Genomic DNA, 19,863 nt, shown 5'->3' with positions numbered 1-19,863 from the left:
GGCAGGTGCCAACCGCACTGCTCTGGTGGGTGCCAACCTTGGTTGGCACGCCTGTCAGGCGTAAGCGTCCAGCAATCCGCGCTGGCGGATCAGCTGCGCCGACGACACGCTGCCATCGCCCGGCGTCGGTTCTCCGTCGCCGGGCAGACCGCCGCCACCGGCCTGGCCCGACGCATTGCCGTCACCACCGGGCGCCTGGTGGCCGACATCGGCATGAGCCAGCTGGAAGCCCTGTTCGCCCAGCAGTTCGCGCAGGCGCGGCAGGCTGCTTTCCAGTGCCTGGCGCACGTCCACATGCGGGCTGCTGAAACTGGCATGCACCTTGTCGCCGTTCAACTGCAGGCGCACATCCACCGGGCCCATGTCGTCCGGGCTCAGGCGGATGTGGGCGTGACCGATCTTCTGGTCGGCCAGCCAGCCCAGGCGCGCGCCGACGGCCTGGTCGAAACCATCGTCGCCGAACACGGGCCTGGGCGTCGGTTCGCCGTTGAAGACCGCAGTGCCGGTGGCGAGCGCAGCCTTGAGGTCCTGCAGGGCCGCCGGGGCCGGGGCGTGCAGGAATGGGGCAGCGCTACGGTCGCCGATCGCGGTCACGTCGTTGCTGTCGCGGTCGCCATGCTTGCTGCCCGGCAGGACCGTCTCCGGTAGTGGCAGGGTCGTGGCATCGCCGGCGCTGGCGGCCGGCGGCGTGCTGTCAGTTATGGATGCGACGGCTGCGCCCGGCGCCTGGGTCGGCGTCGGGGCAGGCAGTCCCGGTCCGGCAGTGGCCGGCAGCGCCGCGCCCGCACCCGTTGCAGCAGGAGCAGTGGCGGCAGGATCGGAGGAGGCCGGCATCGCCAGGACCAGGCCGGCCAGGCCCAGCGGCGGCCACGGCGCGTCCTCGGTGGCCACCGGCGTGTCCTTGTCCGTCGCCCGATCACCCGCAGGCGGAGTTTGCGGCCGCAAGGGCGACGTCTCGTTTCCCGTCGCCGCCGCATCCATGCTGCGTTCCTCCGGCGCCTGGCCATTTCCATCGGCGCTCGTCTGCGGCTTCGGTGCCGAGGTGGGCGGTGACGTGGCGGCGCCGGCGGACGCGTCCGGCGCGCCGCCCTGCAACAGCTGGCTGAAATCCTTGCTGGCCTCGCTGCGTGGCGCGCGCGCTGCAGCGCCGCCGGCAGTCTGTGCCTGCGCGTTGGCGCTGCTGGCGAGCGGGGCGGGCATCACGGGCGGCCTCCCTGCTCGGTGCCATCCTGGTCTTCGGCCTGCACCAGACGCGCACGGCGCGCACCGATGTCGTCCATCTCGCGCTGGTCGCGGCGGTCGGTGACCACTTTCTCCTGCGCCCGGTAGCTGGCCGCCAGCTGTTCCAGCACGGCCTTGTCACGGCTGGCCAGGATCAGGCGGGCGCGCTCGGCCTCCACCTTCTCGCGGTTGCCATTGACCGTGGCCTGCTGCTGCTCGACCGCACTGTCGAGGCGGTCGAGAAATGCACGCCGGTTGAGCAGCTGCGCCGGGCTGGTCGCCGCCATCTGCGCGTTGGCGTACTCCTCGGCATAACGGCGCAGTTCGTCCAGTCGCGATAGATGGGTGTCGAGCACGCGCTGGCGTTCGGCCAGGTCGCGGGCGACCGCGTCCTCGTGTTCCTGGGCCCGCTTGAGCAGGGGATCGATGCGCTTGGACTGGTTCATGGCTTAACTCTCTTGTTCCACCAGGCGCTGCAGCGCCGCCTGGCTGTGCGGGAGATCTGCGGCCTTGGCAACGTCCTGGCCGAGGAACTCCATGATTTCCGGCCAGCGTTCCAGGGCTTCGTCGGTGGCCGCGTCGTTGCCGCGCTGGTAAGCGCCGATGGCGATCAGGTCACGGTTGGCCGAATACGCCGAGACCAGTCGTTTCAGTTTGCGGATGCGCAGGCGCCACGGTTCGTCGGCGATTTCCGTGACCACGCGGCTGACCGACGATTCGACGTCGATGGCCGGGTAGAGGCCACTGTCGGCCACGCGCCGCGACAGCAGGATGTGGCCGTCGAGGATCGCGCGCGCTGCATCGGCAATCGGATCCTGCGGATCATCGCCTTCGGTCAGCACCGTGTAGAACGCGGTGATCGAGCCACGTCCCTTGGCGCCGTTGCCGGCGCGTTCGACCAGTGCCGGCAGCTTGGCGAACACCGACGGCGGGTAGCCGCGGGTGGTCGGCGGCTCGCCGACCGACAGGCCGATTTCTCGCTGCGCCTGAGCGAAGCGGGTCAGCGAGTCCATCAGCAGCAGCACGTTCAGTCCCTGGTCGCGGAACCATTCGGCGATGGCGGTAGCGCGGTAGGCACCGTGCAGGCGCGCCAGCGGCGGCCGGTCGGCGGGACTGGCCACCACCACGGCGCGGCGCAGGCCTTCCTCGCCCAGCGTGGTCTCGACGAAATCGCGGACTTCGCGGCCACGTTCACCGATCAGGCCGACCACGATCACGTCGGCGGCGGTGTAGCGGGTCATCATGCCCAGCAGCGTCGACTTGCCGACGCCAGAACCAGCGAACAGGCCGACACGCTGGCCGCGGCCGATCGGCAGCAGCGCGTTGATCGCACGCACGCCCACGTCCAGCGGCTGGGTGATCGGTTCACGTGCCAGCGGATTGATCGACACGCCGGCCATGCCGACATGGCCCTCGGCGCGGATCGGGCCCTTGCCGTCCAGCGGCACGCCGTCGCTGTCGATGACGCGGCCGAGCAGGCCTTCGCCCACTTCAACGCCGCCGCGGCGTGCGGACGGCACCACCCGCGCATTGGGCAGCAGGCCGTGCAGTTCCGCGCTCGGCATCAGGTACGTGCGCTCGCCGGCGAAGCCGACCACTTCGGCATCGACCCAGCCACCATCGACCACTTCCACCTTGCAGCTGGCACCCAGCGGCGCTTCGCAGCCGACCGCTTCCAGGGTCAGTCCGACCGCGCGGCGCAGCACGCCTTCGCGGATCAGGCCACGGCCATGGGCGGTATCCACGCGCAGGCCATCGAGCCGACGCGCCAGGCGCAGGTTGCGGGCGATGGCCCAGTCGGCCGGTGGCAGCGTCGGCTGCGGATCGGGGGTCATGCATTGGCTCCGGTCTGGCGGATCACCGCGTCCAGCGCGCCGCGCAGGCGCGCTTCCAGGGTGCCGTCGATGCGCACCGCTTCGGCGTGCACGCGAAGATCGCCGCGGCTGAGACTGGTATCCGGCACCAGGCGTTGCTGTGGCGGCAGGCTCAACAGCGGGGCGAGCGCGGCGATGTCGTCCGGGTGCAGCCGCACTTCGACCTCGCGGGTGCTGCCACCCACCGCGTCGATCGCCTCACCGACCAGCTGTGCCAGCAGTGCCGGCTCAGCTTCGTAGGCACGGCCGACCAGCGCACCGGCGATGCGTACGGCCAGCTCGCCGAGCGCGCCGACCACTTCGTTTTCCAGCCGCACCAGCGGTCGGCTGAAGTTGTCGAGGATGCCTTCGATCTGCGCGGCGAGGCGACGCACTTCGGCCTGGCCCTGGCCGTAGCCTTCGGCATGGCCGTGCTGGAAGCCTTCCTTCTCGGCGCTGTCCTGTATTGCCTGGATTTCCTCCAGCGTCGGCAGCTGCAGCGGTGGCTCGGGTTCATGCTCCGGGTCCGGCTCGGTGAGTTCGAATGCATCCTCCTGCTCCAGCGCCGGTTCGGGCTGGGCCAGCAGGTCCGGGGCAAGCCAGCGCACGACGTTGCTCACAGCATGGCCTCCGCGCTGCCGCCGATGGTGACGGTGCCTTCATCGGCCATGCGCTTGACGATGGCCAGGATCTCGCGCTGGGCGCCTTCCACGTCGGACAGGCGCACCGGTCCACGGGCCTCCATGTCTTCCAGCAGAATCTCGGCCGCGCGCTGCGACATGTTGCGGGTGATCTTGTCGCGCACCTTGATGTCGGCGCCGCGCAGGGCCAGGCCCAGGCGCTCGCCGCTCACTTCGCGCAGCACAAGCTGCATCTCGCGGTCATCCAGGTCGACCAGATCGTCGAACACGAACATCAGGTCCTGGATGCGGTTGCTCAGCGGCGCATCGATGCGGGCGATTTCGCCCAGGATCGCCTGGTCCTGGCCGCTGTCCATGAAGTTCAGGATGTTGGCCGCGCACTGCACGCCACCGATGTTCGACGACTTCAGGTTCTGGTTGCCGGCGAACTGGCGCTCCATGATCTCGTTGAGTTCATTGAGTGCGTTCGGCGGAATGCCGTCGAGGGTGGCGATGCGCAGCAGCACGTCCACGCGGGTACGGTCCGGCAGCAGCTTCAGCGCGTCGGCGGCCTGGTCGGTTTCCAGGTGCGCCATCACGATGGCGATGATCTGCGGGTGCTCGTTGCGCACCAGGTCGGCCACCGCACGCGGGTCCATCCATTTCAGCGCGTCCAGGCCGGTGGTGTTGCGGCCCAGCAGGATGCGGTCGATCAGGTTGCCGGCCTTCTCGCTGCCCAGCGCCTGCACCAGCATGTTGCGGATGTAGTCGTCCGAACCCACGCCCAGCGAGGTCTTCGAGCCCAGCTCCTGGCCGAACTGGTCCATTACCCGTTCCACCTGCTCGCGGGTGATGTCGGTCATGGTGGCCATGGCGATGCCGATCTTCTGCACTTCCTTGGGTTCCATGTGGCGCAGCACTTCGGCCGCGTCCAGCTCACCCAGGGACAGCAGCAGCACGGCCGCGCGCTGTACGCCGGTCAGTTGTGCCTCAGTCATTGGCCACCCATCCCTTGACCACCTGGGCCACGCGCTTGGAGTCGGTCTTTACGGCTTCACGCGCCATCCGCAGTCGTTCCTCATATGAATCCACCGGCAGGGCCAGGGCCTCCGGCCCGGCCAGGCTCGCCCGGTCGGCGCCCAGCGCCGGCAGCGGCATGCCATCGTCATCCACCAGCTGCACGTCCGCGGTGTGCGGCTCCAGTGCCTGCGGGTCGTCCTTCCTGTTCTGGCCGGTGATCGCGCGCAGCGCCGGGCGCAGTACGCCGAACAACAACGCCAGCACCACCACCGCGCCGAGCAGCATGCGGCCGGCATCGTGCACCCATGGCAGTTCCCACCAGGCCGGCCCTTCGACCGGCGTGGTGTCACGCACGAACGGGGCATTCATCACCGACACGGTGTCGCCACGCTCGGCGTTGAAGCCGACGGCCTGCTTCACCAGCGCCTCGACGCGGGTCAGTTCCGCGGCCGACAGCGGCTGCGGGCTGACCTTGCCGTTGGCACCGGCGCGCGGCACGTTGTCCACCAGTACCGCCACCGACACGCGCTTGATGCGGCCGGCCGGCTGGCGGGTGTGCTGCAGGGTGCGGTCCAGCTCGTAGTTGCGGGTGGCGTTCTTGCTGCTTTCGGTCGGGGCCTGCGCGGTGGCCGGCGTGGCCTGCTGGCCCGGCGGGCTGTTGCTGGTGGCACCCGGCACGCCCTGCGGGCCCGGGGTGCTGGTGGTGTTCTCGCTCATCTGCTCGCTGCGCAGCTTCTGCGGCTCACCGTTGTAGAGCTCGCGGGCCTCCTCGGTCACCGAGAAATCCATGTCCACGCTCACTTCCGGGTTGACCCGGCCAGGGCCGGTCATCGGTTCCAGCAGTTCGCGGATGCGCTGGTTGAACGAGGTTTCCTGGCGGCGCACCTGTTCGAACTGGGCAGCGTTGACCGCCGCCTCACTGTTCGGGTCGCTGACGCTGAGCATGCGCCCGCTCTGGTCAACCACGGTCACCCGTTCCGGGGCGAGATCCGGGATGCTGGCCGCGACCATGTGCACGATGGCGTCCACCTGGCTGCGTTCCAGCTGCTGGCCGCCACGCAGTTCCAGGGTCACCGAGGCGCTGGCCACGTCACGCTGGCGGGTGAAGGCGCTGGGCTTGGGAATGGCCAGGTGCACGCGCGAATCGCGCACCGGGCGCAGCGTGTTGATGGTGCGCGACAGCTCGGTTTCCAGCGCATGCTGGTAGCGCGCGCTTTCCACGAACTGGCTGACGCCGAAGCCCGGGTCGCGCTCCATCAGCTCGAAGCCGAGCTTGCCGCTGTCGGTCAGGCCGGAGCCGGCCAGCTTCAGGCGCGCGTCGTGCAGGTTCTTTTCCGGCACGGTGATGCCACCCGTGGCCGGGTCGAGTGCGAACGGAATCTGTGCGGCGCGCAGCAGGTCGGTCGCTTCAGCGGTCGCCTTCTGGTCCAGGCCGGTGTACAGCGGGACCATGCCCGGCTTCTGCGACCAGAAGAACACGGACAGGCCTGCCGCTACCGCCACCGCGATCATCGCCATCAGGCCCAGCCGACGGGTGATCTGCAGACTCTGCAGGCGGTCGAACCATTGCCCGGCCTTTTCGGCGTTCAGGCTGTCCTTGGAGAGCGTCAGTGCCATGCGTCTCTATTCCTTACAGCGGCATGTTCATCACGTCCTGGTAAGCCTGGACGAGACGGTTGCGGACTTCCACGGTGGCGCGGAAGGCGATCTGGGACTGCTGCGAGGCGACCATCACCTTGGCCAGGTCGGCGCTTGGGTCGCCCATTTCGAAGGCCTTGGCGAGGGCGCCGGACTTCTGTTGCGCATCGTTGACGGCGGCAATCGCACCACGCAGGGTTTCGGTGAAGCTGGCCGGCTGGGCCTGCGGTGCATCGAGCACCGTGCCCGGCAGGGCGTTGCTGCGCGGCGTTTCGCCCAGCGGGTTGAGCGCCGGCTGTCCCATCTGGGTCTGATAGGAGCGGATCTGCGAAAGGATCGAAGTGACGGAGTGGGACATCTGCAACGGTTCCAGAAACAGGGATGGGGTTGTCTGCTGGAGCAGGTGCAAGTGCCGTGCCGAAACCGGTTTTCGATTCAGTGACGTGAGGAGGTTGGGTGTGCGTGCGGGGTTGCACCCCGCTCCCCGCGGTAGTGCCGGCCGCTGGCCGGCAACCTCAGTGGCAATGACCGAAGCCGGAGCCGGAGCAACAGCAGAAGCGGGTCTACTGAGGGATGGCGGGGCGGGTCCGGTTGCGGGGGACGCTGCAAGTACGTCCATGTAAGCTCGGTCGCCGCATCCATGCGGCTCACGCCCCCACAACCGGACCCACCCCGCCTCCGACAGTTTCCTGCGATCTGATGGACGGGTATGGACTGCCCTTGGTGGGTGTCGACCTTGGTCGACACATTCTGGTCGGCACGGGGTCGGATCCCGTTGCCGTGCATCGGGCGCTGATCCCATTGGCGGCGCCATTTATCCGGCGTCGGTTTTCTGGCCTGGGGCTGCAGAGTCCAGCGGCCGGAGTTCTGGCGCTGCAAATGCGCAGCGGTCGGATCCCTTTCCGGCGGAAAGGGCTCCGACCCCTCTTGGGATCTGACCCCTGGCGCTAGCTACCAGGGATAGTGGAGATCGATCCCGAGCGAACGGTGCAGTTCCACCTTTTCGGATGAGAGAGGGAAGAACCCCTCAGAAAGCTCGTAAAGGCACGTGGGCCAGAAGTTGCTCTCGTCCAGCATTGAGCTGGGATCGGACTTGCGGAAGTCAGTCTCAAGCTCCAGGAGCGTGAACATTGACACGTCCCTGTGGGAGTTGATCGCAGCTTGAATCGCTTCCATCAACGCGGTGTGGAAGATTGCGAAACTGCGCAGGTCTGAATTGCAGTATTGGAGCGGTGTTCCATCGTCGATTGGAAGTAGCCCTACCGAGCCATTCATGAGATCGACGAAAAAGAGTCCGCCCAGTACACGTCCAAAGATCGCCAGGTTGCGATCGTCAGTCTGGTACTTCTGCAGACGTGGATGGAACATCGTGCTGTTGTTGGGATATGGCGCAAGACGGTCAGACAGCTGCCGCGCCTCACGCAGCAGGGCAGAGTTATCAATCTCTTCCTGGCGGATTGGCGTGAGATCAAGCGTTGGCGGTCTGATTGAATTCTCCATCCGGACAAGGCTACCCCTATGCTTCGCAGCTGCCTTTAGGAGAAGTTGCAAACGAGGTCCTGCGGCTCATCCCCTTGTCCAGGCACGGCGTGGATCTACTGATGTCATGCAGCGGCGCCAGAAGCACCAACGCCCGGGCGAGCCCAGGCGTTCGTGCCCCCTTCATGCTGGTGGCGCGGTTCAGCCGGCCAGTTCGGCCTGCTCGCGTTCGATGCCGTACTTGCGCAGCTTTTCCACCAGGGTGGTGCGGCGCAGGCCGAGCAGCTGGGCGGCGTGGGCAACCACGCCCTGGGTGCGTTCCAGTGCTTCGTTGATGAGGCCCAGTTCGATGTTGGCCATGTGGTTGCGCAGGTCCATGCCTTCGTCGGGCAGGGCGGCCGGTGCCGCCGGGCGATTGACGGCGATGCCGTGCTCCAGCGCCGGCTGGTTGCCGCTGCCGGGGGTGTGGAACGAGAAGCTGCGCAGGTCCAGGCGTTCTTCGTTGGCAACCGTAGCTGCCGGTGCCGGTGCAGCCACCGCTGCCAGTGCGGCATCGCCACGGTAGCGGGCCGGCAGGTCCTGCACGCGTACTGAACCGCCCGGATGCAGCACCGCCAGGCGCTCGACCAGGTTGGTCAGCTCGCGCACGTTGCCCGGCCATTCGTAGCTGGACAGCGCCTGCAGCGCTTCGGGAGTGAAGCGCACTTCGCCACGGCCGGTGCGGGCCAGCTGCGCGGCGATGGTTTCCACCAGCGCCGGCAGGTCCTCACGGCGCTCGCGCAACGCGGGCACTTCGATCGGGAACACGTTGAGGCGGTAGAACAGATCCTCGCGGAACTTGCCCTCGGCGATGCGGGTCTCCAGGTCGCGGTGGGTCGCGGCCACCACGCGCACGTTGCAGCGGATGGTCTGGTTGCCACCGACGCGCTCGAAGCTGCGTTCCTGCAGCACGCGCAGCAGCTTCACCTGCATCGGCAGGCTCATGTCGCCGATCTCGTCGAGCAGCAGGGTGCCGCCTTCGGCCATTTCGAAACGGCCCTTGCGCGCGGTCAGTGCGCCAGTGAAGGCACCCTTTTCGTGGCCGAACAGCTCGCTTTCCAGCAGGTCAGGCGGAATGGCGCCGCAATTGATCGCCACGAACGGGCCATCACGGCGCGGCGAACGCTGGTGGATCGCGCGCGACACCACTTCCTTGCCGGTGCCGGATTCGCCCAGCACCAGCACGGTGGTGTCGAACGCGGCCACCTGTTCGATCATGGTGCGCAGCGCGGTGACCGCCGGGCCGTTGCCGGTCGGTCCCTGCTCCTGCGCGGCACCGGCCTGGTGCTCGGCATCCAGGCGCTTGAGGCTGGCGCGGCGCAGCAGCGCTTCCATCTGCGCATGGCGCAGCGGGGTTTCCAGCGGCCAGATGTTGGCTTCGTGCAGGCCATGCTGCTGCGCGAACGCAGCGGCATCACCGTCGGCCAGCAGTACCGGCGGCGGCAGGCTGCTGCCGCCCAGCCAGTGATACAGCGCGGTGCTGGCGGGGCTGTCGTCCAGGCTGCCGACGATCACCGCCATCCAGTCGTTCTGGCGCTGTCGGCCCAGGTCGAAGTCGGCTGCGTCGGACACCCAGCGCGGGTTGAAGTCCATGAATTCCAGCAGGGCAACGGTGCGCTCCGCGCGCACGGCGTCGTTGTCCAGCACCAGGATGCGCGATTCGCTCACGACTGTTCCTCCCTGAGGCCTTCCAGGATCGGCATGACTTCTTGGATGTAGGACAGCTTGCTGACAAAGTTGTCGGCGCCGGCGCGCAGCGCGTGTTCGCGGTGCTCGGCGTCGTCGAAGTGGCTGGCGATCACGATGTACGGCGCATCGTCCTGCGACTTGATCAGGCGGGTGGCCTGCAGCCCCCCCATTTCCGGCATGGCCAGATCCATCAGCACCACCTGCGGGCGCAGCGTTTCCGAGCGCTCGATCGCTTCCAGGCCGTTGCCGGCGCTGCCGACGATCTGCAGCCAGTCGATCTTGCGGAAATGGCGCATCGCCGCGTTGATGAAGCCCTCGTGGTCATCGACCAGCAGGACCGTGAGCTTGTTCATGTCCAACATCCTTTTCAGCCCACCCGGGCCAGCTGGGGTTGCCTGGCGCTGAGCCGGCGCCGTTCGCGGGCCGGGGCGATATCCAGTTGTTCTCGGTATTTTGCGACGGTTCGGCGGGCAATGTTCACCCCTTGGCGCGACAGCAGGCCGGCAATGGCCTCGTCGGCCAGCGGGCGGCCGGCCGGTTCGGCGTCGATCAGGCGGCGGACCATGGCCTTCACCGCCTGGCCGGAGACGCTGGCGCCCTCCAGGCGCACGGCGAAGAAGTGCTTCAGCTCGAAGGTGCCGCGCGGGGTCTGCAGGAACTTGCCGGTGGTGATGCGCGAGACGGTGGACTCATGCATGCCGATTTCCTCGGCAACTTCCTTCAGGGTCAACGGCGCCATGGCCTCTTCGCCCCGCACCAGGAAGGCGGCCTGGCGCTCGACGATCACCCGCGCCGTACGCAGCAGGGTGTCGTAGCGCATCGACAGGCCACGGCTGAACCAGCGCGCCTCCTGCAGCATCTCGCGCAGCGCCGGGGCGGCGTCGCTGGTTTCGGCCAGCACCTGTTCGTACTGGCTGTTGATCGACACGCGGCGGCTGGTGGCCGGGTTCAGGGCGACCTTCCACTGCCCGTCGGCGTGCCAAGCGACGACGTCCGGCACCACCACCGCGTTGCGCTCGGGCAGCAGGCTGTCGCCGGGGCGCGGCTGCAGCGACAGGATCAGGCGCACCGCCTCGCGCACGTCGTCGATCTCGGCGTCGTGCTGGCGGGCGAGGGCGGGGTAGTCGTGGGCAGCCAGTGCATCGAGCGCGCCGTCCAGGATGCGCGCAGCCAGATGGCGGGCCGGCACCACGCCGTGCAGGCTGCGCAGCTGCGCCTGCAGGCCTTCGCGCAGGTCCTGTGCGGCCATGCCGGCCGGCTCGCCGTGCAGCAGCTGCTGGCGGATGGTTTCCACGCCAGCGGCGGCGATGTCGAACTGGGCGCTGGCCAGCAGCTGCAGCTGTGCCAGCGGCGCCTGCAGGTAGCCGGCCTCATCGCAGTGGTCGAGCCAGAACGCGGCCACTGCCAGTTCGCGGTCATCCATGTCCAGCGACAGGCGCTGCAGCACGCGCAATTGCGGGTCGGTCGATTCGCCGGCGGCGATGCGCGCCATGCGATCGTCGTCGCCGTCCTGCCAGCTGGCGCCAACCACGTCCCACATCGAAGACTCGGGCAACTCGTCGAACGCGGCGGTTTCCAGCGTGGTCGCGCTGGCCTCGGTGGCGTCGGCGGCAGGCGCTTCGGCCTCTTCGATTTCGAGCAGCGGGTTGGAGTCCAGCAGGCGCTGGATTTCCTGTTCCAGGTGCAGGCCGTCGAGTTGCAGCAGCCGGATCGACTGCAGCAACTGCGGGGTGAGGTGAAGTTGTTGGCCCAGCTGGGTCGAGAGTGCAGCCTTCATCGTGGTTCCCCGGCGCCGCTCCCCGGCGCCTTGTGGAACGCATCTTGCTTTTGATCCGGCGGGGGCGGAATCAGGGGGTTCCTGAGGGGCTTGGTGAATGCCCTGACAGAGTGTAGGGGTATTCCCTACATCGACGCGGATTGTTGACGATGATCGCTGCTAAGTTGCTGATTTCCGGTGCAAGGCCCGGATTCATCGGGCTGCGCCGTGTACGGATTCCTGTCAGGGAGTGTCAGGGCGACGGGAATTCGTCGCTGGGTGCGGGTTGGCTGCGTCGGCTGTCGATAGAGACGATCACCGGTAGAGTCGACTGTCAGTCGACTGCTCTCCGATCAGACCAAGGAAAAGTCCCGCGCTCCGCGCGCAAGTCGACTGGCAGTCGACTCTACCAACAGCCCACTCTACCCAGCCATCGTTTCGCGCCGCCGAGGCTCGCGCTTACTCCAGCTCGTGCTGGTGGCGCGCGGCCAGCAGCAGCAGATCGTTGGCGCGGCGGCAGCCGAGCGATTCCATCATGCGTGCGCGGTGGGTCTCCACCGTCTTGACGCTGATGCCGAGGTCGGCGGCGATTTCCTTGTTGCTCTCACCCTTGCCGATGCGGCGCAGGATCTCGCGCTGGCGCGGCGACAGCGCGGCGATGCCGGTGGGCTTCTCGCGGCCCAGCATCGGTGCCAGCATCTTGGCGGAGATCTGCGGGCTCAGGAACACCTGGCCGGCGTGCGCGGCGCGCAGCGCCAGTTCCAACTCCTGCGGTGCTGCATCCTTGACCACGAACCCGACCGCGCCCCGATCCAGCGCATCGCGCACGTGAGCGGCATCGTCGTGCATGGTCATCATCACCACCCGGGTACCGGGCGCGCGCAGGCGGATGTCGCTGAGTGCTTCCAGGCCGGTGCGGCCCGGCAGCGAGAGGTCCATCAGCACCACATCCGGTGCGTGCTGCAGGGCCAGCTGCAGTGCCTGCTCGGCGTTGCTGGCCTCGGCAACAAGCTGCACGTCGGCAAACCCCTGCAGCAGCCGCGCCAGGCCGGCGCGGACGAGGGTGTGATCGTCGACGATGAGAACTCGCACAGGCACGCAACAGATCCGTGTAGGGGAGTCCACCTTAACTTAGCTGAACGGGCGCGCCAAGGCTTGCCCGCAAAGCGTGATGGTGGCAGGTTTCAGCGGGCGCGGCGCGCCTCGGCCACCTGGCGGCGGTGCAGGCGGAACAAGTGCCGCTCCATTGCCATCTCAAGGCCATCGCCAAGACGCTGGAAACGCAGCCACAGGTAGTGACCGCCGCCACCGTCCGCCGCTTCGGCGATCACTTCCACCGGCAGGTCGATATGGTCGGGCAGCCAATCGCTGGGCTGCAGGCGCACCACGCCGGCCTGGCCGGGGCTGGCGCCACTGCGTGGGCCCAGCTGCAGGCGGATGCCGCGGCGCGACCAGCGCACGGGGCGCAGGGTCAGTTCCTGGCCCTGCTGGCGTACCAGCCGGCCCAGCAGCACCATCGCCAGATCCAGCTTGGCCTCCAGCCGCTGCAACTGCAGGCTGGCCTCATTGCGGTCGTCATGTTCGTCAACGCGGCTGTCTTCAACCAGCGCCAGGCTGCGCAGCAGGCCTTCGGCGCTGCTGGTGCGACCGGCCGCGCTGCCTGCCTGGAACTCGGCCGGCAGGGCCAGCTCGCAGCTGAGCGTCTCGTCGAACAGCTCGCTTTCAGCCGGGTGGTGCAGCGACGTGGGCGGCAATTGGGTCATGCCAGCGATTCTGCCTGCAGGTAGGCATGCGCTGCGCGAAGGGAACGCTGGCCGTCATTCATCAGTGCTGCCACCGCATCGCGGCGCTGGCGCAGCAGGCCGAGCAGATTCTGCTGGCGTTCGAACAATGCGCTGAGCGGCGCGTGGTCGGCCGTAGTCAGCGGCTGGCTGAGCAGGGCGTGCAGGGTGCTGTCGTGGCCATCGAGCAGGCTGTCAGCCTGGTCCAGGGCGTCTTCGCCCAGGGCCTTCTCGAAGGCATCCAGCTGGGCGTGCAGTTCGTGCAGGCTCATGGTGCCACCGCGGCCGGGCGGCGTTGTTCGTGCGGGATCGCATTCCAGGCGCTGTCGATCTCGCCCAGCAACTGCAGCGATTCATCCAGCGCGGCGCGGTCGTTGTGCAGGTTGGCCTCGGTCAGGCGCTGCAGCACGTAGTCGTAGAGTGCCGACAGATTGCCGGCGATCTCGCCGCCGGCCTCGTGATCCAGCGAGCCGTTGAGGTGGCCGACAATCGCGCAGACTTCGCCGATCGCCTTGCCCTTTCCGGCCTGGTCGCCACGCTCAAGACTGGCCTGGGCACGGCGTACGCGCTCCAGCGCGCCCGCCAGCAGCATCGCCACCAGCTTGTGCGGATCGGCGTCGGCAACCGCACTGGTCACTCCTACCTGGCGGTACTGCTCGGCATATTGACGGCTGGAACCGTACATTTGTGATTCTCCTTGCGCTGGGTGCCGTCGGGTGGTCGTGGGGACCGTGGCCGGCGGTGCGGCGTTGATTGCTGTTGCGTCCGTTATCGGTGCGAACCACGCCAAACTTGAGCGTTGCACGCCGTCCTTTAGCGGTTCAGCTGTGCCAGCTGCTGCTGCAGTGCGGTGTTGCTCTGCTGCAGCTTGCCCATCAGGCTGTCGAGCGCCAGGAACTGCTTCTTGTAGCGTTCCTCGACGTTCTTCATGCGCGTGTCGAGGTCCTTGCGGCGCTTGTCGATGTTGTCCAGCGTGGTGTTCAGGCCCTTGGTGCGGGCGACGAACGCCCCTTCCTTGCCGACCGTGGTGCTGACATAGCCGTCGACCATGGTGTACAGGGTGCCAGCACCGCCGGTGTCGCCGGTGATGGCCGAGCGGATCTTCTCAGGCTGGCTGGCCAGTGCGGCGGCAAACTTGGTGGTATCGAGAACGAGGCTGCCGTCGGCGTTGGGATAACCGCGGGTCTGCAGGCCCAGCACCTTCGGATCCAGGCCGTCGGCCGAGAGCTCCTTCAGCACGCTCGACATCATCGAACGCAGCTGGCTGGAGGCGCCGCGCATCTGCGCGTCACCCGTCAGGGTGGCGGCTTCCTTGGTCTTGGCGTCGTATTTGGTCTCCGTGTTGATCGCCGCGATCGCCGCGTTGTAGGCGGTCACGAATTCCTGCATGACCTTGGTCGCGGCGGCCGTGTCGGTGCTGATCACCACGGTACTCTTGCCGGGAACCTTCAGGTTCAGGGTCAGGCCCGGTACCGCATCGGTCACCGTATTGCTGGCACTGACCACTTTGACGCCGTCGATGGTCAGTTCGGCGTCCGCAGCGGCCGTGTTTTCTTTCAGGCTGCCTACCAGTGCACCCAGCTTCGGGTCGCTGCCGGCATACTCCAGCTTGATCGCGTTGGCGGCACCGGTCTTTTCCTGGGCGATCGACAGATACTGGTTGTCGCCCGAGCTGATAAGCGTGGCCTGCACGCCTTCCTTGCGCCCGGCGGCATCGATCTTGTTGCGGATGGTGGTCAGCGTGTCGCCGTCCTCCACCGTCACGTTCATGGTCTTGGCCTTGTCGCCCACGCCAACGGTCAGCGTCAAGGTTCCGGCACCGAAGGTGTCGGTCTTGGGCACCGAGGTATCGGCGATCAGCTTGTGTGCCGTGGCGAGGGATTTCACCTCCACCTGGTGCGTGCCGTTGGAGGCCGCTGCCTTGGTGGTGCCCACGTCGTACAACGCGACCGACGCCGTCAGCACATCATCTGCATTGTTCGGACCGGCCTTGCCGGTGGCGGTGACGGTGCGGGTATCGAAGGCCGTCGTGGCCTTGAGGGCCGTCAGCGCGGTCTTCAGCTTGTCGAAGGCCGCCGTAACGGTGCCGATCGACGACAGCTGCATCTTGGCCTTGGACTGCTGCAGGTTCAGCGCATTGTCGGCGGGCTTGCGGTCAGCTGCGACCAGCTGGTTGACGATGCTGGAAATGTCCAGCCCCGAGCCAATGCCACCGTATCCAAAGTCTGCCACGTCGTTTCTCCTGGTATCCGGGCCTGGCCGTCGTGCGGCGGCCCGTCGTCAACGAAAATAGCGGCCTGCGCCGCTGGGTCTTGAGGACTTCGTTGATGCATGCGCCGTGCCAATGGTCTGGCGCAGGTTCTGGCACGCAGATTGCAGGAGGGTTGGGGCAGGGTGCGGGGACATTCACCGCAGGCTGCCGGGGGTCTGCAAAAAGCCCTCCCCCAATGCAGGGGAGGGATCAGGCTACTGACAATCGGGGGGAGACGAAGCCGCCCGGTACGTACAGTCAAAGGTACAGCGCTGAAAGAGAGGTCCGCAGGAGCGGGCGATGCCGAGCCGGTTCGGGAGGTTTCCCGGGCCGGGCATGGCCCGCGCCTTCGAGCACCATGGCTTCCAGGTTGCCGCTACCGTCGATTCACTTCGACGGTAGCGGCGCCTTCTTGCCGTGGATCAGCGCAGCAGGCTGAGCACGCCCTGCGGCACCTGGTTGGCCTGGGCCAGCATGGCCGTGCCGGCCTGCTGCAGGATCTGGGTGCGGGTCAGCTCGGCGGTTTCCTTGGCGAAGTCGGTGTCCTTGATGCGGCTGCGCGAGGAGGACAGGTTTTCCGACGAGGTCTGCAGGTTGGCCACGACCGAGGTGAAGCGGTTCTGGATCGCGCCGAGGTCGGCGCGGGTGCTGTTGATCGCACCCAGGGCCTTGTCGACCACTTCCAGGGCCTGCTGCGCGCCGAGCACGGTGCTCACGTCCAGCTTCTGCACGTTGGCCGAAGTGTCAGCACCGGCGGTGTAGGCACCGGCGGCGGCCGCAGTGCCCCAGGTCTTGGCAGTGGCGTCGTAGTCGCTGCGCATCAGGGCGATGTCGGCAGTGGCAACGGCCTTGCCTTCCTTCACCGAGCTCAGCTTCAGCGTGCCGTCGGCGTTGGCTTCGGCGTAGATGCCGGCCTCGCCGATCTTGGCGTTGATGGCGGTTGCTACGGCCTTGGACGCGTCGGCGGTGGTGGCACCGGCCTTGACTTCGACGGTACCGATGTCCACGCCCATCACCGTGCCCGAGAAGCGCGCACCGTCGGTGCTGGCGGTGAGGGCAGCGGTCGCGCCGGTGGCGAAGGTCGAGGTGCCCAGCGAGCCGGCCTTGGCATCGATGGTCTTGTCGATGGCGATGGACTGACCGGCGTTTGCACCAACCTGGAACAGCTGGCTGGAGAACGAGCCGTCCAGCAGCTTGGTGCCGTTGAAGTCCGACTGCTTGGCGACGCGGTCGATTTCGGAAACCAGCTGGGTCACTTCGGCCTGCAGTGCCTTGCGGTCGCTGGCCGAGTTGGTGGCGGTGGAGGCCTGCTCCGACTGCTCCCGGACGCGCTGCAGGTTGTTGCCGATTTCAGTCAGCGAACCTTCGGCGACCTGGGCCAGCGAGATGCCGTCGTTGGCGTTGCGGATGGCGACGTCGGTACCGCGGATCTGGGTGCCGAAGCGCTCGGAGATCGCCAGGCCGGCGGCGTCGTCCTTGGCGCTGTTGATGCGCGAACCGGAGGACAGGCGCTGGATGGTGGTGGCCAGCGAGCTGCCGCTGGTGCTCAGGTTGCGCTGAGCATTTAGCGACATCGTGTTGGTGTTGATGACTTGTGCCATGGTGCTTTTCCTTTGGCGAAGGTGGGACGTGTTTCAGGAGCCGGGCGCCGCTTCATGCGGCGCCCGGAGGTCGAGCAGAGCGCGGATCAGCGCAGCAGGCTGAGCACGCCCTGCGGCACCTGGTTGGCCTGGGCCAGCATGGCCGTACCGGCCTGCTGCAGGATCTGGGTGCGGGTCAGCTCGGCGGTTTCCTTGGCGAAGTCGGTGTCCTTGATGCGGCTGCGCGACGAGGACAGGTTTTCCGACGAGGTCTGCAGGTTGGCCACGACCGAGGTGAAGCGGTTCTGGATCGCGCCGAGGTCGGCGCGGGTGCTGTTGATCGCACCCAGGGCCTTGTCGACGATTTCCATTGCCTGCTGGGCGCCCTTCACGGTGCTCACGTCCAGGTTGCTGGCGTACTTGGCGGCCGGCGCCGCAGCATCGGCAGTGGCCGTGAAGGTCGCCTGCGTGTTGCCTGCCCAGGTGCCGGGGGTCGCGGTGATCGCCTTGAACGAGCCATCAGCGTTGGCGCTGTCCTTGACCGAGGTCAGGGTGACGCCGGCGGTGCCGTTCACTTCGGCGTAGACACCGGTCTCGCCGATCTTGGCGTTGATCGCGGTCACCAGCGCTTCACGCGAGGCCTTGCCGGTGGCAGCGGCGTCGGCGCCCTGCTTGACCGAGACGTCAGCGATGGCCACGCCATTGATGGACAGGCCGGTGATGCTGAAGTCAGCGTTGGTGCCCGGATCGGCCAGGGTCAGCGCGTTGGTGTCGAAGCGGGCACCACCCAGGGCGTTGGCCTTGGCGTCGATGGTCTTGTCGATGGCGATGGCCTGGCCGGCGTTGGCGCCCACCTGGAACAGCTGGCTCGAGAACGAACCGTCCAGCAGCTTGGTGCCGTTGAAGTCCGACTGCTTGGCGACGCGGTCGATTTCCGAGACCAGCTGGGTCACTTCGGCCTGCAGCGCCTTGCGGTCGCTGGCCGAGTTGGTGGCGTTGGAGGCCTGCACCGACAGCTCGCGGACGCGCTGCAGGTTGTTGCCGATTTCGGTCAGCGAGCCTTCGGCGACCTGGGCCAGCGAGATACCGTCGTTGGCGTTGCGGATGGCGACGTCGGTACCGCGGATCTGCGTGCCGAAGCGCTCGGAGATCGCCAGGCCGGCGGCGTCGTCCTTGGCGCTGTTGATGCGCGAACCGGAGGACAGGCGCTGGATGGTGGTGGCCAGCGAGCTGCCGCTGGTGCTCAGGTTACGCTGAGCATTCAACGACATCGTATTGGTGTTGATGACTTGTGCCATGAGGAGAGGTCCTTGAGCGGTTGCACGTGAGTTGGGTTAGACGCCCCCGACGTGCCCCGGGGGCGGCTCATGTCAGCGCTGCAACAGGCTGAGCACGTTCTGCGGTACCTGGTTGGCCTGGGCCAGCATGGCCGTACCGGCCTGCTGCAGGATCTGGGTGCGGGTCAGCTCGGCGGTTTCCTTGGCGAAGTCGGTATCGCGGATGCGGCTGCGCGAGGCCGACAGGTTCTCCGAGGAGGTCTGCAGGTTGGCCACCACCGAGGTGAAGCGGTTCTGGATGGCGCCGAGGTCGGCGCGGACGCTGTTGACCGATTCCAGGGCCTTGTCGACGATCGACATCGCCTTCTGTGCGCCTTCGGCGGTGGTGACGTTCAGGTCCTTGACGAAGCTGGCCGCTGCACCGGTCAGGGTGCCGCCGTTGGTGCTGGTCTCGGTCAGGCCCAGGCCGGCGATGGTCGCGGCGGTGACGCCGGCCGGCGGGGTTGCTGCGCTGACGCCCAGGGCGAAGGTCTGGCCATCCTTGACCGACGCCAGGCTGATGACACCGGCATTGACCGAGGCCACCACGCCGGTTTCACCCAGCTTGTTGTTGATCGCCGCAGCGGTGGCCGAGGTGATCGACTCGCCGGCCTTCACGGTGAAGTCGCTGATGGTGACCGTGGTGGCGGTGCCACCCGGCGGGGTGACCGAGACCTGCAGGCCGGAGTAGGTGGTGTCGGCCGTGGCCTTGTCCACCGCCAGCGCGGTGCCGGTGTAGCCGTTGGCGAAGGTGGCAGCCCCCAGCGAATCGGCCTTGGCGTTGACCACGCTGTTGATGGCAATGGCCTGGCCGGCGTTGGCGCCCACCTGGAACAGCTGGCTGGTGAAGCTGCCGTCCAGCAGCTTGGTACCGTTGAAGTCGGCCTGCTTGGCCACACGATCGATTTCCGAGACCAGCTGGGTCACTTCGGCCTGCAGGGCCTTGCGGTCGCTGGCCGAGTTGGTGGCGTTGGAGGCCTGCACACCCAGTTCGCGGATGCGCTGCAGGTTGTTGCCGACTTCGTTCAGCGAACCCTCGGCGACCTGGGCCAGCGAGATGCCGTCGTTGGCGTTGCGGATGGCCACGTCCAGACCGCGGATCTGGGTGGTGAAGCGCTCGCTGATGGCCAGGCCGGCCGCGTCGTCCTTCGCGCTGTTGATGCGCAGGCCGGACGAGAGGCGCTGGATGGTGGTGGCCAGCGAGCTGCCGCTGGTGCTCAGGTTGCGCTGAGCGTTGAGCGACATCGTATTGGTGTTGATTACCTGTGCCATGGGGTCGTCTCCTCTTATATGGAACCCGTTGGTGAATGAAGCGAAGCGCCGCCTGTTTTTTTGTGTGGCTGTGTGCTTCGCCGTTGCCAAATGAATAACGGCGCTTTGTCAACAACCTTTAGCCGTGAATTCCGTTGAAATCGTAATTCGTTGCCGGAGGCTGTTTTTCCGGGGTTTTCCAACCCCGAAGGGGCGTGTAGGCGCACCCGGAAGGGGCGGTTGGGCAGGCCCAACCAGCGCTGATGAAGGTATCGGCGGGGTGGGGCCGGGCTTGATGGGCAATCACGGAAAATCCGCCGAGCGCTGTCTGGAATGCTCCGCGGCGACGGGCCACGGAAACGAAAAAGG

At 67.2% G+C, this 19,863-nt stretch carries 20 protein-coding genes; all 20 read right to left on the bottom strand.

Going from position 1 to position 19,863, the window contains the following annotated elements:
• Positions 1-54 precede the first annotated feature (54 nt).
• Entirely contained in the window at positions 55-1,200 is a 1,146-nt protein-coding gene (locus AC5P9W_RS18785) for a flagellar hook-length control protein FliK (RefSeq protein ID WP_495219397.1), read from the bottom strand.
• Positions 1,200-1,667: a flagellar export protein FliJ gene (gene fliJ, locus AC5P9W_RS18780; protein WP_021203862.1), complete on the bottom strand. Its 468-nt coding sequence runs from the start codon at positions 1,665-1,667 to the stop codon at positions 1,200-1,202. The genes AC5P9W_RS18785 and fliJ overlap by 1 nt, the downstream gene beginning before the upstream one ends.
• Before the next feature lie 3 nt (positions 1,668-1,670).
• Positions 1,671-3,056, bottom strand: coding sequence for a FliI/YscN family ATPase (locus tag AC5P9W_RS18775; protein WP_049412701.1), 1,386 nt, complete (start codon positions 3,054-3,056; stop codon positions 1,671-1,673).
• The gene (locus tag AC5P9W_RS18770; RefSeq protein ID WP_134731960.1) at positions 3,053-3,694 is read right to left on the bottom strand and encodes a FliH/SctL family protein; all 642 of its coding nucleotides are present in this window, start codon (positions 3,692-3,694) and stop codon (positions 3,053-3,055) included. Before AC5P9W_RS18770 ends, AC5P9W_RS18775 begins: the two co-directional genes overlap by 4 nt.
• Positions 3,691-4,677 (bottom strand): flagellar motor switch protein FliG, encoded by a 987-nt coding sequence (fliG, locus tag AC5P9W_RS18765; RefSeq protein ID WP_024958226.1) that lies wholly within the window; start codon positions 4,675-4,677, stop codon positions 3,691-3,693. The genes AC5P9W_RS18770 and fliG overlap by 4 nt, the downstream gene beginning before the upstream one ends.
• Before the next feature lie 7 nt (positions 4,678-4,684).
• Positions 4,685-6,331: a flagellar basal-body MS-ring/collar protein FliF gene (gene fliF / locus AC5P9W_RS18760; protein WP_021203865.1), complete on the bottom strand. Its 1,647-nt coding sequence runs from the start codon at positions 6,329-6,331 to the stop codon at positions 4,685-4,687.
• Between the two features lie 13 nt (positions 6,332-6,344).
• A complete protein-coding gene (gene fliE, locus AC5P9W_RS18755) occupies positions 6,345-6,710 on the bottom strand; it encodes a flagellar hook-basal body complex protein FliE (RefSeq protein WP_206621682.1) in 366 nt (121 codons plus the stop codon).
• A gap of 593 nt (positions 6,711-7,303) precedes the next feature.
• Positions 7,304-7,852, bottom strand: a complete 549-nt coding sequence (locus AC5P9W_RS18750) for an SUKH-4 family immunity protein (RefSeq protein ID WP_111098337.1) — start codon at positions 7,850-7,852, stop codon at positions 7,304-7,306.
• A gap of 180 nt (positions 7,853-8,032) precedes the next feature.
• Positions 8,033-9,538, bottom strand: a complete 1,506-nt coding sequence (locus AC5P9W_RS18745; protein ID WP_088610805.1) for a sigma-54 dependent transcriptional regulator — start codon at positions 9,536-9,538, stop codon at positions 8,033-8,035.
• A complete protein-coding gene (locus AC5P9W_RS18740; protein ID WP_005409556.1) occupies positions 9,535-9,912 on the bottom strand; it encodes a response regulator in 378 nt (125 codons plus the stop codon). The genes AC5P9W_RS18745 and AC5P9W_RS18740 overlap by 4 nt, the downstream gene beginning before the upstream one ends.
• 14 nt (positions 9,913-9,926) lie before the next feature.
• Complete coding sequence (gene rpoN, locus AC5P9W_RS18735; RefSeq protein WP_111104210.1) at positions 9,927-11,336, bottom strand: RNA polymerase factor sigma-54; 1,410 nt, start codon at positions 11,334-11,336, stop codon at positions 9,927-9,929.
• A gap of 438 nt (positions 11,337-11,774) precedes the next feature.
• On the bottom strand, positions 11,775-12,407 hold the full coding sequence (locus AC5P9W_RS18730) for a response regulator (protein WP_005413261.1): 633 nt from the start codon (positions 12,405-12,407) through the stop codon (positions 11,775-11,777).
• Between the two features lie 92 nt (positions 12,408-12,499).
• Positions 12,500-13,078 (bottom strand): PilZ domain-containing protein, encoded by a 579-nt coding sequence (locus AC5P9W_RS18725; RefSeq protein ID WP_495219396.1) that lies wholly within the window; start codon positions 13,076-13,078, stop codon positions 12,500-12,502.
• Positions 13,075-13,368, bottom strand: coding sequence for a hypothetical protein (locus AC5P9W_RS18720; RefSeq protein WP_019336598.1), 294 nt, complete (start codon positions 13,366-13,368; stop codon positions 13,075-13,077). The genes AC5P9W_RS18725 and AC5P9W_RS18720 overlap by 4 nt, the downstream gene beginning before the upstream one ends.
• Complete coding sequence (fliS, locus tag AC5P9W_RS18715) at positions 13,365-13,781, bottom strand: flagellar export chaperone FliS (protein WP_019336597.1); 417 nt, start codon at positions 13,779-13,781, stop codon at positions 13,365-13,367. Before fliS ends, AC5P9W_RS18720 begins: the two co-directional genes overlap by 4 nt.
• Before the next feature lie 128 nt (positions 13,782-13,909).
• Positions 13,910-15,328, bottom strand: a complete 1,419-nt coding sequence (gene fliD / locus AC5P9W_RS18710; protein ID WP_111104208.1) for a flagellar filament capping protein FliD — start codon at positions 15,326-15,328, stop codon at positions 13,910-13,912.
• A gap of 441 nt (positions 15,329-15,769) precedes the next feature.
• Positions 15,770-16,948, bottom strand: coding sequence for a flagellin (locus AC5P9W_RS18705; protein WP_495219395.1), 1,179 nt, complete (start codon positions 16,946-16,948; stop codon positions 15,770-15,772).
• An 86-nt stretch (positions 16,949-17,034) separates the two neighbouring features.
• Positions 17,035-18,225, bottom strand: coding sequence for a flagellin (locus tag AC5P9W_RS18700; RefSeq protein WP_111104205.1), 1,191 nt, complete (start codon positions 18,223-18,225; stop codon positions 17,035-17,037).
• A 72-nt stretch (positions 18,226-18,297) separates the two neighbouring features.
• Positions 18,298-19,515: a flagellin gene (locus AC5P9W_RS18695; protein ID WP_005416451.1), complete on the bottom strand. Its 1,218-nt coding sequence runs from the start codon at positions 19,513-19,515 to the stop codon at positions 18,298-18,300.
• A 118-nt stretch (positions 19,516-19,633) separates the two neighbouring features.
• Positions 19,634-19,863, bottom strand: a 230-nt coding sequence (locus AC5P9W_RS18690) for a hypothetical protein (RefSeq protein WP_495219394.1), incomplete at its 5' end; no start/stop codon positions are given.

It is taken from the genome of Stenotrophomonas sp. YJH_SMC_33 (assembly GCF_059372295.1).
This window is presented reverse-complemented; position numbering and strand designations above follow the sequence as displayed.